This is a genomic window from uncultured Pseudoteredinibacter sp. (assembly GCF_947502065.1).
GTDB lineage: Bacteria > Pseudomonadota > Gammaproteobacteria > Pseudomonadales > Cellvibrionaceae > Pseudoteredinibacter.
The window spans coordinates 391845-407547 of sequence record NZ_CANMYE010000004.1 but is presented as its reverse complement, the minus strand read 5'-3'; the positions used below and the strand labels follow the sequence as shown (position 1 = coordinate 407547).

At 45.9% G+C, this 15703-nt stretch carries 13 protein-coding genes and 1 tRNA gene; 8 read left to right on the top strand and 6 right to left on the bottom strand.

Features of this window, described 5'->3' with window-relative positions; translation table 11 throughout:
* The first annotated feature begins 49 nt into the window (after positions 1–49).
* Genes Q1A41_RS13270 through modC form a run of 4 tightly spaced genes read left to right on the top strand, consistent with a single transcriptional unit; the run spans position 50 to position 3837 of the window.
* Entirely contained in the window at positions 50–946 is an 897-nt protein-coding gene (locus Q1A41_RS13270; RefSeq protein ID WP_299979790.1) for a peptidylprolyl isomerase, read from the top strand.
* Between the two features lie 6 nt (positions 947–952).
* Positions 953–2044: an acyltransferase gene (locus Q1A41_RS13265; RefSeq protein WP_299979787.1), complete on the top strand. Its 1092-nt coding sequence runs from the start codon at positions 953–955 to the stop codon at positions 2042–2044.
* Positions 2045–2065: 21 nt separating this feature from the next.
* Positions 2066–2737: a molybdate ABC transporter permease subunit gene (modB, locus tag Q1A41_RS13260; RefSeq protein ID WP_299979784.1), complete on the top strand. Its 672-nt coding sequence runs from the start codon at positions 2066–2068 to the stop codon at positions 2735–2737.
* On the top strand, positions 2737–3837 hold the full coding sequence (gene modC, locus Q1A41_RS13255; protein WP_299979781.1) for a molybdenum ABC transporter ATP-binding protein: 1101 nt from the start codon (positions 2737–2739) through the stop codon (positions 3835–3837). Before modB ends, modC begins: the two co-directional genes overlap by 1 nt.
* Before the next feature lie 57 nt (positions 3838–3894).
* On the opposite strand, the gene Q1A41_RS13250 is transcribed toward modC, so the two are convergent.
* Positions 3895–3981: transfer RNA gene (locus Q1A41_RS13250), tRNA-Leu, on the bottom strand.
* 444 nt (positions 3982–4425) lie between these two features.
* Between Q1A41_RS13250 and Q1A41_RS13245 the strand changes: the two genes are divergently transcribed.
* From Q1A41_RS13245 to rlmB, 4 genes are all read left to right on the top strand, one after another.
* Positions 4426–4710, top strand: a complete 285-nt coding sequence (locus Q1A41_RS13245; RefSeq protein WP_299979779.1) for a hypothetical protein — start codon at positions 4426–4428, stop codon at positions 4708–4710.
* A 28-nt stretch (positions 4711–4738) separates the two neighbouring features.
* Positions 4739–5557, top strand: a complete 819-nt coding sequence (locus tag Q1A41_RS13240) for a putative metalloprotease CJM1_0395 family protein (RefSeq protein WP_299979776.1) — start codon at positions 4739–4741, stop codon at positions 5555–5557.
* Positions 5558–5634: 77 nt separating this feature from the next.
* Complete coding sequence (gene rnr / locus Q1A41_RS13235; RefSeq protein WP_299979773.1) at positions 5635–8181, top strand: ribonuclease R; 2547 nt, start codon at positions 5635–5637, stop codon at positions 8179–8181.
* 76 nt (positions 8182–8257) lie between these two features.
* Positions 8258–8995, top strand: a complete 738-nt coding sequence (gene rlmB / locus Q1A41_RS13230) for a 23S rRNA (guanosine(2251)-2'-O)-methyltransferase RlmB (protein WP_299979770.1) — start codon at positions 8258–8260, stop codon at positions 8993–8995.
* Between the two features lie 72 nt (positions 8996–9067).
* On the opposite strand, the gene Q1A41_RS13225 is transcribed toward rlmB, so the two are convergent.
* From Q1A41_RS13225 to Q1A41_RS13205, 5 genes are all read right to left on the bottom strand, one after another.
* A complete protein-coding gene (locus Q1A41_RS13225; protein WP_299979767.1) occupies positions 9068–10741 on the bottom strand; it encodes an acyl-CoA dehydrogenase family protein in 1674 nt (557 codons plus the stop codon).
* Between the two features lie 12 nt (positions 10742–10753).
* Positions 10754–11419: a TetR/AcrR family transcriptional regulator gene (locus tag Q1A41_RS13220; RefSeq protein ID WP_299979764.1), complete on the bottom strand. Its 666-nt coding sequence runs from the start codon at positions 11417–11419 to the stop codon at positions 10754–10756.
* 142 nt (positions 11420–11561) lie between these two features.
* Positions 11562–12008: a CopD family protein gene (locus Q1A41_RS13215; protein ID WP_299979761.1), complete on the bottom strand. Its 447-nt coding sequence runs from the start codon at positions 12006–12008 to the stop codon at positions 11562–11564.
* 105 nt (positions 12009–12113) lie between these two features.
* A complete protein-coding gene (locus Q1A41_RS13210) occupies positions 12114–14333 on the bottom strand; it encodes a DUF748 domain-containing protein (RefSeq protein ID WP_299979759.1) in 2220 nt (739 codons plus the stop codon).
* Between the two features lie 142 nt (positions 14334–14475).
* The gene (locus Q1A41_RS13205) at positions 14476–15384 is read right to left on the bottom strand and encodes a hydroxymethylglutaryl-CoA lyase (protein WP_299979756.1); all 909 of its coding nucleotides are present in this window, start codon (positions 15382–15384) and stop codon (positions 14476–14478) included.
* Positions 15385–15703: the final 319 nt, after the last annotated feature.

Sequence of the window (15703 nt, the reverse complement as noted above, 5' to 3'; positions counted from 1 at the left end):
TTTCAGTAGGCTTTAAATGGGCGCCGGCATTTGTCGGCGTTTTTTTATTATGAATTTTATTGATTTCTTAAAAACACTATTAATTACCTTGCTAGTTAGCAATGTATCTGCAAGCGAGCTGCTTAATGACGGCAAAGTGTCCATTACTGTTAAGGATATGGAGAGCTATATAGCAGCCACAATCCCACTAAATAGTAAGCAGGCCGCAGCTCTTAGGGATCCCGCTGGCTATGCTGAAATATTGTCAAACGCCTATGTCACTAAATACATGGCAAACAAGGCCCTAGAAACTGGTGCATTGACTAAGGAAGAAGCCCATCAAATTGCTGAGGTGGAGATCAATCGCATTCTTATGCGCAGATATTTAGATTCTTTGGTAAATGAGCAATTCTCGGCTACTGACTGGAATGTGGCTGCAAAGGAATATTATTTAGTAAACAAGAGGTCTTATTCTGAACCCAGGGACGTAAGTGTCTCCCATATATTGATTAAAGGAAAATCGGATAGTGCTGAAGTAGCGAGTAAAATCTCAGCTGTAATGGAAGAGCTAGATGCCGGCAATTCGTTTAAAGATACGGCGCTGAAGTATTCCGAAGATCGTAGTGTTTCGCGAAATAACGGTGATCTTGGATTTATTGGAAGGGGTAAGATGATCCCTAAGTTTGAGAAAGCAGCTTTAGCTTTAACCGAAATTGGTCAGATAAGTGGCCCAATTGAAACTCGTTTTGGTATACATATTATTAGACTAGATAAAGCTGTGCCGGCCAGAGTTAAAAGTCTTGATGAAGTTAAGCTGTCGATAATTCAAGAGTTGAAAGTTCAAAGAGAAAATAAGATCCGTAAAGGCACAGTTGTGCAGGTTAGATCAAACCCGGACGCCAAGATAAATCAAGAAGTAATTGATAAGTATGTTGCTGAGTCTTTAAAGAGATACGCTGTCGAATAAGCTAAAGTGAATTATTCGCTCCACGGCCTCAGAGCCCTAGCAGCAATATCCGTATTGCTCTTCCACTGGGGCTCAGCCATTGGCTTCTTTAGCCAAGCTCAAAAACTGACTACCGCCTCTTTTGCCGGTGTCAGTTTTTCTGTTTTAGCCCCGCTAGATTTTGGATGGCTGGGTGTTCCCGTATTCTTTATCCTTTCGGCTGTGTTACTTGGTGAAGCTTGGAAAGACAAAGAGTTAAATATCTCCTCTTATCTTAGCTACCTAAGGCGTCGTTTTCTTCGAATCTTTCCAGCGTTCTGGTTGCAGCTATTGCTGTTGACAGCACTGGCATCAGTTATAGGTATCGCTTTCGAGCTTGATAGTGTGTGGCATTTTGTTCGACATGCATTATTGATTATTAACTTGCCACCTTGGATGGATAAGCCTATAAACCCTGTTTGGTGGACATTGCCGGTAGAGTTTACTTTTTATCTGCTGTTGCCCTTCATGGCTGTTGTATTTCGTAGCCGCTCGCTGATTTATCTATTGTTATTTGGTTTGCTGCTTACCATTTTCTGGCGTTTGGCTGTATTTAGCTATTATGACTTGGAAAACTATGCGTCTAAAATTTACATTTTAGACGCATTGCCAGGCGTGATGTTTACTTTTTGCTTAGGTTTGGCCGTTGCGCTTGCAGGAAAAACCAAAGCAATTACTATCTTGTCTGGGAGCCTAGCTTTTTATCTAGCCATTTTGGGCTTCGTCGGTCTACTTGTTTTACTGAAGCTTAATTTGGCTAACTATTGGGGCGGCGGAGTTTTACTGCTTATCTGGCCAGCGATGACAGCTATATGTTTAACTGTCATTGTTGTAAGGCTTAAGTTTTATGAGGTTCGCTTGCTGTCGTCAAAAGTGCTGCAGTATTTGGGCGATATCAGTTTCGGTATATACCTATGGCATTATCCGGTGCTACAGTTCCTCTCTCTTCATATTGAGAATACGGATCAAGGTTTTAGCGCTATGCTAATGTCTCTGACGGCAACATTTGCTGTGACTGTTGTATTGGCGCATCTGAGCTACCGATTGTTAGAGCTTCCGTGTATGCGTCTGTTTAGATAACAAAAGTTTAAGGCAAGGGCGATGCTTGAAGCGATATTGCTAAGTGCTAAATTGGCTCTGCTGAGTACAGTATTGCTTGTATTTATTGCGACTTTTATATACTTAGTTCTACCCAAGCAAGGTATCCTTCAAAATTTAGTCAATACGGTAATGATGTTGCCTTTGGTTTTACCACCAACCGTTATTGGGTTTTATCTCTTATTGTTTCTATCGCCGCAAGGCCCATTAGCCAGTTGGCAGCTGGCTTTCACCTTTGAAGGCTTAGTGATTGGATCGGTTATTTATTCTTTGCCTTTTGTATATCAGCCAATACGCAACTCCATAATGGCTATTGAAAATAGTCATTATGAGTTGGCGGCGATAATGGGCGCGGGCCCCTTGGATCGTTTCTTTAGTGTTACCCTCCCTTTGGCTAAGAACGGATTTATCGCCGCTGCTATTCTCGGCTTTGCTCATACCTTAGGTGAATTTGGTGTGATTTTAATGATAGGCGGTAATATTCCTGGCGAAACACAAGTGCTGTCAGTACTACTATATGAGCTTGTGGAAGTCGGTGACTATGCCTCGGCGCATGAACTTTCTGCATTGTTACTATTAAGCTCCTTTTGTTTATTGCTGTTAATGTCTCGTTTTTCCGAATCCTGGTTTGCTAAAGAAAGTGCAAACCCCACATTTAAAGGTGGGCGGAATTAATGCGAGAAGTAGGGGTAAGTACAAGTGGCCTAGCGCTTAAAATTGACTGCGAGATTAACGCTAAGCTAAAGCTCATTATCGATGAGACTTTACCTGCGCAAGGTTTGTGTGCGATATATGGTGAATCGGGTGCTGGTAAAACCAGTTTATTGCGAGCGATTGCGGGGCTAAATATTTATTCTGAAGCGTATATAAGTTTTAAAGGTGAGCTTTGGCAGGATGGGGCTCGCTTTAAGCAAACTCACAAACGTAACCTGGCTTATGTGATGCAAGAGGCTAATTTATTACCTCACTTAACAGCGAAGCAAAATATTTTGTTTGCTTTAAAGCGTCGAAATCAGCGGGACCAAAAATCGACATGCGCTAATGCTGATTTCCAGAAAGTTATCGAGCTGATGGGAGTGGAAGGCTGCCTCGATCGCTATCCCGTACAATTGTCCGGTGGGGAAAAACAGAGGATCGCCTTAGCGCGAGCACTTCTGACCAAGCCTGATTTATTGCTGCTGGATGAACCTCTATCCGCACTTGATGACAATCGCAAAGCGGAGCTATTGCCCTATATAGAGCTTATTAAATCAGAGCTGCAAAGCTGTATCCTGTATGTCACTCACTCGAAGCGAGAGCTCGCGAAATTGGCGGATAGAGTTTTGATGGTAGAACAAGGACGTTATACATTAAGTGAGGATATTTATTCTTCCTTGTTTCCCCGTAACACAGCTTTGGCGAAAGAAGTTGTATTCGCCGCGAAGGTGGCTGCTAAAGAATCGCAGTGGGGAATGCAGGTGTTGGATATTGCTGGGCGGCAGATTCGTCTAAAAGATTCGGGCGAGAAAATTGGCAGCATTGTTAATCTCTGTATATCGGCTAAGGATGTTAGCTTAAGTCTCGAAAGGCCAGAGCGAAGCAGCATTTTGAACCTCTTACCTGCTACTGTAATTGCATTGCAAGAAATGCCTGACGATTTCAGTGTTGATATTCTATTGGATGTTTCTGGGCAGCAGTTGTGGGCGAGCATTAGCCGCTTTTCAGTGCAACAGATGTCTTTAGAGCTTGGGCTTAATTTGTGGGTTCAGATTAAGGCGGCTGCTATTGTGGCCTAGGGTTCTATTTTAAAAGGGAAAGAAAAAACCGAGTATTCAGCTCGGCTTTTTTAGAATTGGTGCCCAGGAGAGGACTTGAACCTCCACGCCCGTGAGGGCACTAGCACCTGAAGCTAGCGTGTCTACCAATTTCACCACCTGGGCAAAGCTGTGTGGTTTCTTTAAAGCCCGATTGGATTCACCTTTTAGCAATCTATCGATTGCCTAGCGTGGTCGCTCTCAGCTCCTGCTTTCGCGACATTCGTGCTTCCTGCACATCGTCGCTCTCGGCTCCTGCCTTCGCGACACTCGTGCTTCCTACACGTCGTCTACCAATTTCACCACCTGGGCATTTGGATCTGAAATCCAAGGCCGCGCATCATATTGATTTCATTTGGGGCTGTCAATTATTTTAGAGCTAAGAATAAGCGGCTTATAACAGCAGGTTTTTAAAACGGATTGCCCGCTGAATTGGCTTACAGCTCGTCGTAAACTTCCGCTAAACGGTATTAAGTTTAGCCGTCTTCAAAGCGATTATTGCTTACTATATATGCACAAAGCCCAAAATCCATCTGCTTTTCATCTGGATTTCTGCAGCTAGGAGTGTTTATGAATATCAGTGCTGGTAATAGTTTTAGTATCGCGCAGCAAGGTTTGCAGCGAAGCCAAGCGAGTGCTGTGGAAGCGGCAGAGTCCATCGCGAGCCCTGAACGTTTGAATGGCCCGAGCGATGTAAGCCCTATTGATAGGCCAGAGACAGCAAGCGGCACTTTAGAGCCCTTGGTGCAGCCTATTGTACAGCTTAAAGAATCCCAACAGCTGTTTGATGCATCTGCGAAAGTTATCGAAGTCAGTGATCGCACGATTGGTGCATTGCTGGATGTTAGTGCTTGAGCGTATGCCGGGAAAGTAGGAGGCTGTTATGATCAGTTTTAGCCCTCAGCCAAGCTTGCCTAATACGGTAAGTCCTTTTGAATCACCTGTGAATAAACCTGTCGGTGAAGCGAATCCTGATGCTCAGCAAAGCACGATTCGCCCAGTCGATGAATCCAATAAAACCGAAAAAAATCTACGTCGAAACCGAAGCAATGAAGCTTCAAGCGACAGGCCTGAGGCAGAAAGCGAAGAAAATAAGGGCAATGCACAAGGGCAAAAAGGTATAGATGGCGAGCCGCTGAGTGAGCAAGAACTTGAGCTGATTCAAAAGCTTGCAGCTCGTGATAGAGAGGTGCGCGATCATGAGCAGGCCCATGCGAATGTCGGCGGCGAACTCGCTGGCGCGCCCAGCTATCAATATGAGAAAGGTCCTGACGGTAAAAATTATGCGGTTGGTGGTGAGGTACCTATTGCCATTCAAGAAGTGGCTGGTGATCCAAAAGCAACTTTAGAGAATGCTCGAAAAGTACAGCGGGCGGCTTTGGCCCCAGCAGAACCTTCTGGTCAAGATAGAAGGGTTGCTGCTCGCGCCGCTCAGCTTGAGCAGCAAGCGCTAAGAGAAATCACTTTGTTAGCTGACGCTGAGCGCCGTGCTAAAGAGGAAGAAGCTAAGATCAGATCAGAGCAAGCCGCTATGGAGGATAAGAAGGATTCTCTAGAGCGTGAAAAGCAAAGCGTTGAAGAGCAACGAATTAGCCAAGCTGAATTGAATCGTAAGAGCTTTGAGCTTACCCAAACCTTGGTGGGAATCCAAAATGGTGGCTCCTCGGCCAATATCGGGCAGCTGATAAATCGTGTCAGCTAAGGCCTAATCACCTATAATGAGCTTATTCAATTGATAGGCTCATCAATTCTATATGAGCCCCTTAGCGGGACCCAATTTTGCCAAAAAATAAACAATCGCATGACCCCCATGCGGAGCGTGAAGCCCAAAAATACGCCAATCCAATACCTAGCCGGGAATTTATCCTTAAAACGCTGGACGAAGCGGCAGGGCCACTAACCCACCCAGAGCTTTGCCAGCTATTAGAGCTCACAGATGAAGAGTCTATCGAAGCATTGCGTAGGCGCTTGATAGCCATGGAGCGGGACGGGCAGCTCATGCGCAACCGTCGCTGGGCTTATGGTCCAGTTGACCACCTCGATCTCATTAAGGGGCGTGTACATGGCCATAAAGATGGTTTTGGCTTTGTTATTCCCGCTAGCGGTGGGGATGATCTTTATTTGGCCGGCCGCCAGATGCGCAAGGTATTTGACGGCGATGAAGTCCTGGTGCGCGATAGTGGTAAAGGCTATCGCGGCAAGCGAGAAGGGCATATTGTTGAGGTTATTGCGCGCAATACCCATCAGGTTGTGGGGCGCTTTTATGCTGAAAGCGGTGTTAATTTTGTTCGTCCAGATAATGCGCGCTTAATTCATGATGTTATGATTCCAGCTGGTGAAACCGCTGCCGCTGAGCCTGGGCAGTATGTGGTTGTTGAAATTACTCAACAACCAGATCGTCGCCAGCACCCCGCCGGTCGAGTTTTAGAAGTGCTGGGTGATCATATGGCACCTGGAATGGAAATCGATGTTGCTATTCGCTCTCATGGAATTCCGCATCTTTGGCCAAGTGATGTAAGCGCTGAAGCGGCGGCTTTAGACAGTGAGGTTGCCGAAGAAGACAAGCAACATCGTGTCGATTTACGTGATTTGCCCTTTGTTACTATCGATGGCGAAGATGCGCGCGATTTTGATGATGCTGTGCTCTGTATCCCCAATAAGAAAACCAAGGGTTGGCGTTTGTACGTGGCGATTGCCGATGTATCTCACTACGTTACCCTGGGCTCGGCGCTCGATAGAGAGGCGCAAACACGCGGTACTTCGGTTTATTTCCCCGATCACGTCGTACCTATGTTGCCAGAGGCTATCTCCAATGGTCTATGCTCTTTAAACCCAGATGTGGATCGCTTGGCAATGGTCTGTGAAATGACCATTAGCGCCAAAGGACGAGTGAGTGGCTATCAGTTTTATGAAGGCTTGATCCATTCTCACGCCCGCCTAACGTATACCGAAGTAGGCCGCATACTTGAGGAGCGTGGTAACGCTCAAAGTGGCCCTCGCAAGGCTCGCACTCAGCTACTGCCATACATAGATGCACTGCATGATTTGTATAAAGTTCTTCGTGAAAATCGCAGTGAGCGTGGCGCTATCGACTTCGAGACTACTGAAACGCGTATTCTGTTTGATGATGATCGTAAAATCGAACAGATTGTCCCGGTTGAGCGCAATGATGCCCATAAGCTTATTGAAGAGTGTATGTTGTGCGCCAATGTTTGCGCAGCACGCTTTCTTGAGAAGCTCGAATTACCTGCTTTGTATCGAGTGCATGAAGGCCCGGGTGAAGAGAAACTAGAAAATTTACGTGATTTTCTGGGAGAAATGGGGCTCAGTCTTGGTGGGCGCTTACAGCCTAAGTCGGCAGATTTTCAGCAGTTATTGCAGTCGATTGCAGATAGACCAGAAGCGGGTTTAATTCAAACTGTCATGCTTCGCAGCATGAAGCAAGCCGTTTATAGTCCAGATAATAAAGGCCATTTTGGCTTATGTTATCCAGCCTATGCTCACTTTACCTCACCAATCCGCAGATATCCTGATCTGCTCGTTCACCGCGCAATACGCTCAGTAATTCGCGGGCGTGGGGGTTTAGGTCAGCAATTATTAGCCTTGTTTAGTAAGCCACCTGTGCAAAAAGTGAAGGGGGCTAAAATTATCAACAAGGCGGCTATTTACCCATATGATATGCCTTCAATGCTGAGCCTCGGCGAAAGCTGCTCAAGCTATGAGCGCCGAGCAGATGAAGCAAGTCGTGATGTTGTCAGTTGGCTGAAATGTGAGTACCTACAAGATCGCGTTGGGGAAACCTTTGAAGGTATTATCAATGCAGTAACCGGTTTCGGTATTTTTGTAGAGCTGAAAGATATTTATGTAGAGGGCTTGGTGCATATCAGTGCGCTCCCCCATGACTACTATCATTTCGAGGCGGCCCAGCACCGTTTGATTGGTGAGAAAAGCCGGCAAGTTTTCCGCTTAGGCGATGAACTTCGTGTGCAAGTAGTCCGGGTCGACTTGGACGAGCGCAAAGTAGACCTAGAGTTGGTAGAGCGTTTGCAAGGTGGTGGCAAAAAGAACGCTAAGAAAAAGCGCAAATCCAGCGGTAAAATTGATACTAAAGCGAATATGAAAAAGCTGCGCGATTTGACCGATGATGAAGAGCGTAAACCTGGAGAAAAGTCGAATTCTTCGAAAGGCAAAGAAAGTGCGGCTAAGACAGCTGCTAAAAAAAAGCCAAGCAAGGGTAATAAAGTACGCAAAGCAAAAAGTGCTTCTGCCTCTAAAAAGCACCAGAAAAAAGTAAAAAAATCAACGGCGCCTAAAAAACGCAAGTGAGCTTTTTGAAAAGGCAGGGTAGTTATCCAAATTCTGAAGATATCTGCACGCCCTGAAAATTGAGTTAGAATGAATAATGGCAAAACTAGAAACTATTTTTGGCTTGCATGCTGTGCAGGCCTTGTTAAAAACCAGCCCGCAAAGAGTTAATGAACTGTGGGTGCTAAAAAATCGCAACGATCAGCGCCTGCAGAAGGTATTGGCCGCTGCACAAAAGATGTCTGTTCCTGTAAGTTCAGTAAGCCGTAAACAGCTTGATGAGAAAGTGGAGGGCAACCATCAGGGGGTGATTGCCTTCGCTAAACCGGGCAAGCTCCATGATGAAAAATATCTATACGAGCTTATTGATGATTTAACGACTCCCGCGTTTTTATTGGTTTTAGACGGTGTTACAGACCCGCATAACTTGGGCGCTTGTTTACGGACAGCTGAAGCGGCTGGGGTGCAGGCGGTTATTGCGCCTAAAGATAACTCGGCCAGTCTTAATGATACCGCGCGCAAGGTTGCTTGTGGCGCCGCCGAGGTGCTGCCTTATATTAGTGTGACCAATTTATCGCGTACTTTAAAAGCACTACAAGAAAAAGGCGTATGGATAATTGGTACCGCTGGTGAGGCCGATGCCGGGGTATATCAAAGTGACCTAACCGGTCCTATGGCATTAGTTATGGGCGCCGAGGGCAAAGGTATGCGACGACTAACCCGCGAATGCTGTGACTCTTTGATCAATATCCCGATGGCAGGCGAAGTGAGTAGCTTGAATGTTTCGGTAGCAACCGGTGTGTGTTTATTCGAGGCTGTTCGCCAGAGGGCTTAACTAAAATATTGTCTTCATCTAAAAGTAAAAGGGCCAGTTAATGGCCCTTTCTTGTGTATATAACACGTAGAGTTAAGATGAAACACGGCAACGATCAATCAAAGCCTCTACATCAACACCTTTAGGCAACATGCCATAGGTATTGCCAGAATTTCCTTCTAGTCGGCCTGCGCAAAATGCATCTGCGATAGAACTATTACCGGCTTGAATTAATAAACTTCCTTGCAAGCCTAAAGCCATTTGTTCAACTACGTGGCGGGCGCGGTATTCGATATCATCCAAGTTACTAAATTGTTTTAGCAGGCCATTCAAGTGGGCATCAAAACGCTTATCCTGGCCTTTGGCTTTGTTTAGCTCACCGATAAACGCTTCAAGTGAGCCAGGCTCGCGACCCATTGCACGTAATACATCCAAGCACTGAACATTACCACTGCCTTCCCAAATTGAGTTTACTGGGGCCTCACGATAGAAGCGCGGCATCAAGCTATTTTCCATGACTGCCGAGCCGCCGATCGCTTCCATAGCTTCATAGGCATGGCCTGGTGTGCGTTTGCAAATCCAGTATTTGCATACTGCGGTTGCCATACGGGTAAACATATCGGCTTCTTCGTTCAAGCCAGATTCATCCATGCCGCGACCAAGACGCATGGCCATGGCCGTTGCAGCTTCAGATTCCAGTGCTAGATCGGCCAAGACATTTTGCATCAAGGGTTGTCTGTCTAAACGATTACCAAAAGCTTCACGCTGACTAGTGTGGTGCACAATTTGATACATATGAGCGCGCATCTGCCCCGCGCTACCACTTACACAATCGAAGCGAGTGCAGGCAACCATTTCTAGAATATTGGCAATGCCGCGGCCTTCTTCACCAATTAGCCAGCCGAAGGCACCACGTAATTCTGTTTCACTTGATGCGTTTGATACATTACCCATTTTGTCTTTCAGGCGAATAACTTGCATAGGGTTCTTACTGCCATCTGGGCGCCAGCGTGGAACCAAGAAACATGATATGCCACCTTCGGCTTGGGCAAGCACCAAGAATGCATCACACATTGGGGCAGAGACAAAGAATTTATGACCAACAAGTTCATACTCCATGCCTGCACCGCGCTCACCAATGGGATAGGCGCGGGTAGAGTTTCGGCGCACATCGGAGCCACCTTGTTTTTCTGTCATGGCCATGCCGATGGTCAAGCTTTGCTTATCTTTGTAGGACACATTGCGGGGGTCGTATCCAGACGACATCACCTTGGGTAACCAGATGTCTGCAATATTAGGTTGTTTTTTAAGAGTAGGCACACTGGCGTAAGTCATGCAGGTAGGGCAAAGGTGGCCGGCCTCAACTTGTGTCTGCATATAAAAGCTTGCTGCGCGAGCAACATGTGCGCCAGCTTTAGGCTCGGCCCATGGCAAGCCGCCAATGCCATATTCAAACGATGATTGCATCAATTGGTGATAGGCTGGATGAAACTCAACTTCGTCTACCCTACGTCCATAGCGATCATGGGTTTGTAAAGTAGGTTTGTTTTGGTTGGCTTGTGTGCCTGCTAAGATTGCTTCTTTGCTACCACAAACTTCGCCGAATTTTTGCAGGCGATCCAGCGCCCACCCAGCGCCTTCTCGAATAACACCTTCTTTGAGGCCTGGGTCATTATCGAAGACATTATAATCTTCAAGAACGACAGGCATATTTTCTACTTCGTGGGTATTGGCCTTTATGCTTTCGGCCATTGGATACTGGCTCATGATCGTCTCCAATTATGCGTATTCATTAAATTGTTCGTTGAAATCTTTATCTTGGAGCTGGTCTTTGGCTCCTAAGGAATTTAGGCATAAGCGACTAATGCTAAGTGCCAACTTGCGGCTGTCGTATGGTGCAGATTCGCCGCAATAAAATTGGTGCAAGGGTGCAAGCAAGGGCTCGGCTAGCATACCCACTACGGCGAGGCTGGCGGTATGGCTGTCTAGTTCTTCAAAATCGCCAGCCTCGATGCCGCGTTCAATAATGCTTTGATAAACGTCGGCATATGCCCGGCGGTAGACCAAGCGTTCCATTTCCAGTGCTGGATCTAAGGGTTCTGCCATCAATGCGTAAGACTGTACCGGGGCGCGAAATGCTCGTTGGGTAAAGTTAAAGCAACACCTAGCCAAGGCTTGTGCAGGGCTTAAATCAAGCTTGGCAATTGCCCGCATCTCATCGACTTCTCGTCCGCTAAGCTGACGAAATAGGGCAGTACAAAGCTCAATCTTATTGGGGAAATAGCGGTACATGGAGCCTGTTGCTACACCAGCCTGTTTCGCGGCGGTAGCCACTGTCAGACCGCTAAAGCCCTTTAAAGCGATTATCTGCCGGGCTGCGTCTAAAATTTTGGCTTTAGTATCAGCCTTGCGAGCTTGGGTTTTTGGGGTTTCTCGGTATGCCATTTTATGCCATATGCTGTAATAAGTTACATAAAGTGAATCACGATTCACAGCTTGGGGTCAAGTGGCTATTTTGTGGGTACTTGAAATAATAGGGTCAGGAAACAATAGGGGCAGAACCCGAGGTTCTGACCCCGAGCGGGTTTTACGCCCAAAAGCCTAGCTTAAAGCCGGCTCCAACAATGATAAAGGCAACTGATAGGCAGGTAACGGCGATGATGTGCCAAGCCATATCCCATAGATTGGTTTGTGAGAGCTTAGGTATTACTCGAAAACGAGCGTCCAATGCTAGACAAAAGGTCAACCCCAAGAGCGCGAGTTTATATTGAATGCCCTGCGCTATTGGGTTGGTGGAGTTTAACCACTGGCTGGGTTCTGGGAGCCAATGGTGCGCTAGTAATAAGCCAGTAATAATTTGTGCGACGAGAGCCGGCATGCCTATTTTCTCGTAGGCTGACTCGAAATCTAATAGTCGCTCTGGCGACATTTCTTTTAATACCTTTGGCAGTACAGCCAAGCAAAGAACGATATGCCCCCCTGTCCAAATAGTAGCGGCAAGAATATGAATAATGATCAAGCTGCTATAGCTCATGAGCTTTACTCTAATCAGATGAATAACTGATAGAGTAAAGCAAGCCAAGTGAATGAGAATTGATATCGATCAGTCATGGCTGATCTGTTGCTGCCTTAAGTAGGTTTAGATCTCTAAATGGATATAGCTTTGGCTGTTCTTATTGTCGTTTTGCACTTTGCAGCTGATTAGGCGATCAGGGCCGATTGCAAACTGTTGAGTCATATAGGACTTTAAGGCTTCTAATCGGACATTGGCTAGTTGCTGTGCATTTTTAATTTCAAGATCAGGCTTTATCTTAGCGGTTGAGGATTGCTCTGCTTGCTTAAAAGCTTGTGACTCTTGTGATTGGACGTTTTGTTGGGCAATCCATGTTTCTTCTTGAGCGCTAATAACTGGGCAGGCACGAACCCGGAGCTTGTCTTTCTTTTGCAGCAGCTGCCCGAGTTTTCGCAAATAGTCTTTTTGCTCTTGGCTGAGTTCACTCTGGCCATGATCAAAAGCTAAGGAATCTAGGCGAATTTTTTGTGCTTGTTCATTTAGCCAGCTGCCGACGGTAATTAAGGTACCGTAAGGCTGAAATGCGTATTTAAGGTAAGCAACACTGGCTTCCTTTAAAGCGCGGCTACTTACCTGCTTAAGAATATCGCCACTGCCAAACGCAGGACTGCTAATATCGCCATCAACTGGCAAGTCTAGCTTGATATCACCATTATCATCTCTTAATAATCCAAGGGCAGAATCCAATGGCATACTAATATTTTGATCTACCTGATCGGCTTTGTTAGCGGCTACTCGCTCCAACTCAATGCTACGCAAATTAATCTGGTTTTTACTCTTTAGCTGCTTGCCATCTAGCTGGCTTTGGCTGTCTAGAGAAAGCTGCCCTGTGTGAATGAAGTAGCCTGTTTGTTTTTCAAAGTAGGGCGAAAGGCTTACTAGGTTGACATGTTCAAGAGTTAATTTAGCTTGCATGGCTAAATCGCTAGCCAAGGGTTTGAGCATACCCTCGCTCTTGATTTGGCCTTGTTTGTCTAAAGTGGCATCTAAAACCCAGCGACTTAATCCTTCTTTGTTTTCGCTGTCGAATTGATCAATAGCTAACTTCTTGATCTCTAACGGCAGGCTAACAGTTGGAGAATAATTTGTATCGTCAATTTTGAAATGGCTATCGTTAAGCTGTACATCTTCTAATGTAACCCTTAGTTTATTTGTAGCCTCTAAATTCTTTTCGGCTTCTTTGTTGCTCTTTGATTGCTCTTGCTCTTTGGCATCGATAAATGGCGCTAGTGTTTTCTCAATCTCCGTTAATACGGCAAGCTGGTAATCCTGTGAAAAAGTTAACTGGCTGTTGAGACCTGTAATGTATATGCCTTGAGCAATTAGCCCAGATCCAGCCTCTAAAGCAATGCCATTCATGTGGTGCTCTAGATTCGCAAGTTTAATGCTATCAATTTGTTGTTCTTGGGGGGTGTTACTCAGTAAGCTAATACCGTTGATGGCTAAGCTTTTTAACTGGCTGTTGGCTTTATTCAAGAAGGCACTATGAAATTGTGGGGCATCAATTTCCTTAATGGCTAGCAGCGCTAACTGATCGTCGTATTGGCCAGTAATAAGGTTAATATCGTTCGCCTTAAAACTGCCCGATAAGTTCGGTTGTAATAGCAGGCCATCTGCCATCAAATTTATTTCAAAACTAACTTGGCCGGCGAGTGATAGGCTCTGTTGATTTATAGTAAGGTTGGTACTGTCTAAGGCCAAGCTAAGCGCTAGCTGACTGGAGACGGTTTTTGACAGCGTATCAAAGTGATCTAGCTTAAACTCGTGTAGCGCCACATTACTGCTAAGGCTTTCACCTCGCACCTTGGCGTTGATCCTAGCAAACTCAATATTGTTAAGAACGACACGCCAGGGTTTACTTACATTTTCTGTGTTTTGGCTTGATTCTTGGGTGGCTGCTGGCCCTAAATCAAGGCCTTTTAATCCCCAGCTACCAGGCTTTTCCTCAAGTACAAAGTCAGCCCCGCCGACTTTGATGCTATTGATCCATAGTTGCTGATCCATAATGTTCGCAACCAAGTCTTCGCTCTCTAAGTCTAGTGATAGCTTTGAAATACTAGCCTGGGTCTTGCCACCTTTGAGCAACTCAACTCCTATAAGCTCAATATCGGCGCGGCGCCAAGCAAGCTTCACCTCCCTAATCTGTATTTGTGACCCAGAGAGATAATCTGGGCTGAACTTAGTGACTGCGCTAGGTAGCCAACTTTCTAGAGACAGCAAGGCTCCAGCGCTTATGAGTACTAAGGCTGAAAAGAGTAGGGCGACAAATTTAGCAATTAACTTCATGGCAACTTCTAGATTGGACACATACAGGGAGTATGACAACAGAAGATGAAGTTTAGCTTAAAGAAAGTGAAAAAGTGTGTGAGATGTTAAAAATCAACATCTCACAGGGTTCAGATAAGGTGGGGGGGTGCTATATCAGCTCCTAATGGCCGCACTTGGCTAATAAAGCCTTGGCAGTTTTAGAGCCGTTATCGCGATCAATGGCTTTACAGATAAAATCACCAGCTTGGATCAACTTGTCCAAGTCTATCCCGCTCTCGATGCCCAAGCCGTTTAGCATATAGACCACATCCTCGCTGGCCACATTACCACTTGCGCCTTTGGCGTATGGGCAGCCGCCTAGTCCTGCAACAGAGCTATCCACCACTGCAATACCAAGCTCGAGTGCGGCATAAATATTGGCTAGTGCCTGACCATAAGTATCATGTAAATGCACTGCCAGCTTTTCGGACGGTACTTTTTTCAAAACAGCCTGCAGCATGGTTTTAACGCTAGCTGGGGTTCCTACGCCAATAGTATCCCCAAGGGAAACCTCGTAGCAGCCTGCCTCAATTAACTTCTCAGCAACTAAGGCTACTTTTTCAGGGGCGATATCGCCTTCATAAGGGCAGCCCACCACACAGCTCACATAGCCGCGCACTTTCAAGCCTTCTTTTTTAGCCGCCACCATAATAGGAGCAAATCGATCCATACTCTCGGCAATACTGCAGTTGGTGTTCTTTTGACTAAAGGCTTCACTGGCGGCTGCAAAAATAGCGACCTCATCAGCACCGACTGCTACCGCGCGCTCATAGCCTTTCATATTTGGAGTGAGGGCGGCATATTCAACACCGCTTTGTTTTTGAATACCTTCAAAAACCGCTTCACTACCCGCCATCTGCGGAACCCATTTAGGATTCACAAAACTGCCGGATTCAATATAAGAAACACCGGCATCGGCCAATTTATGAATTAATTCGATTTTAGTTTCAGCGCTAATCGGCGTGGCTTCGTTCTGCAAGCCATCTCTTGGGCCAACTTCTACTATGCGCACTTTTTTTGGCATGTTCATGGTTACATGTCCTGTTTTCTATCTATTAATTTCGTTAGCTAGTTATTCGCTGGCTGCAAATTAACTTTTTGCTTGTACATTTTGAGGGATAGCTTAGGAGAGTGCTTTGAAAACCCTCAAAAACAGGGACGTTTTTGGGGAGCCCCCATGGATGGGTTTACGGCGCGTTTTCAAAGCACTCTCCTAAGCTATTCCGGCTCGAAGGCACTTGATAATACTAACTACGGTATATTTCTATCGGCTTTATGTGTCACTTTAGCTTTCAAAATCGCGTAAATACATCCCTGTAGCTCCCCCACTGCATCCGGGCAGTGAGGGT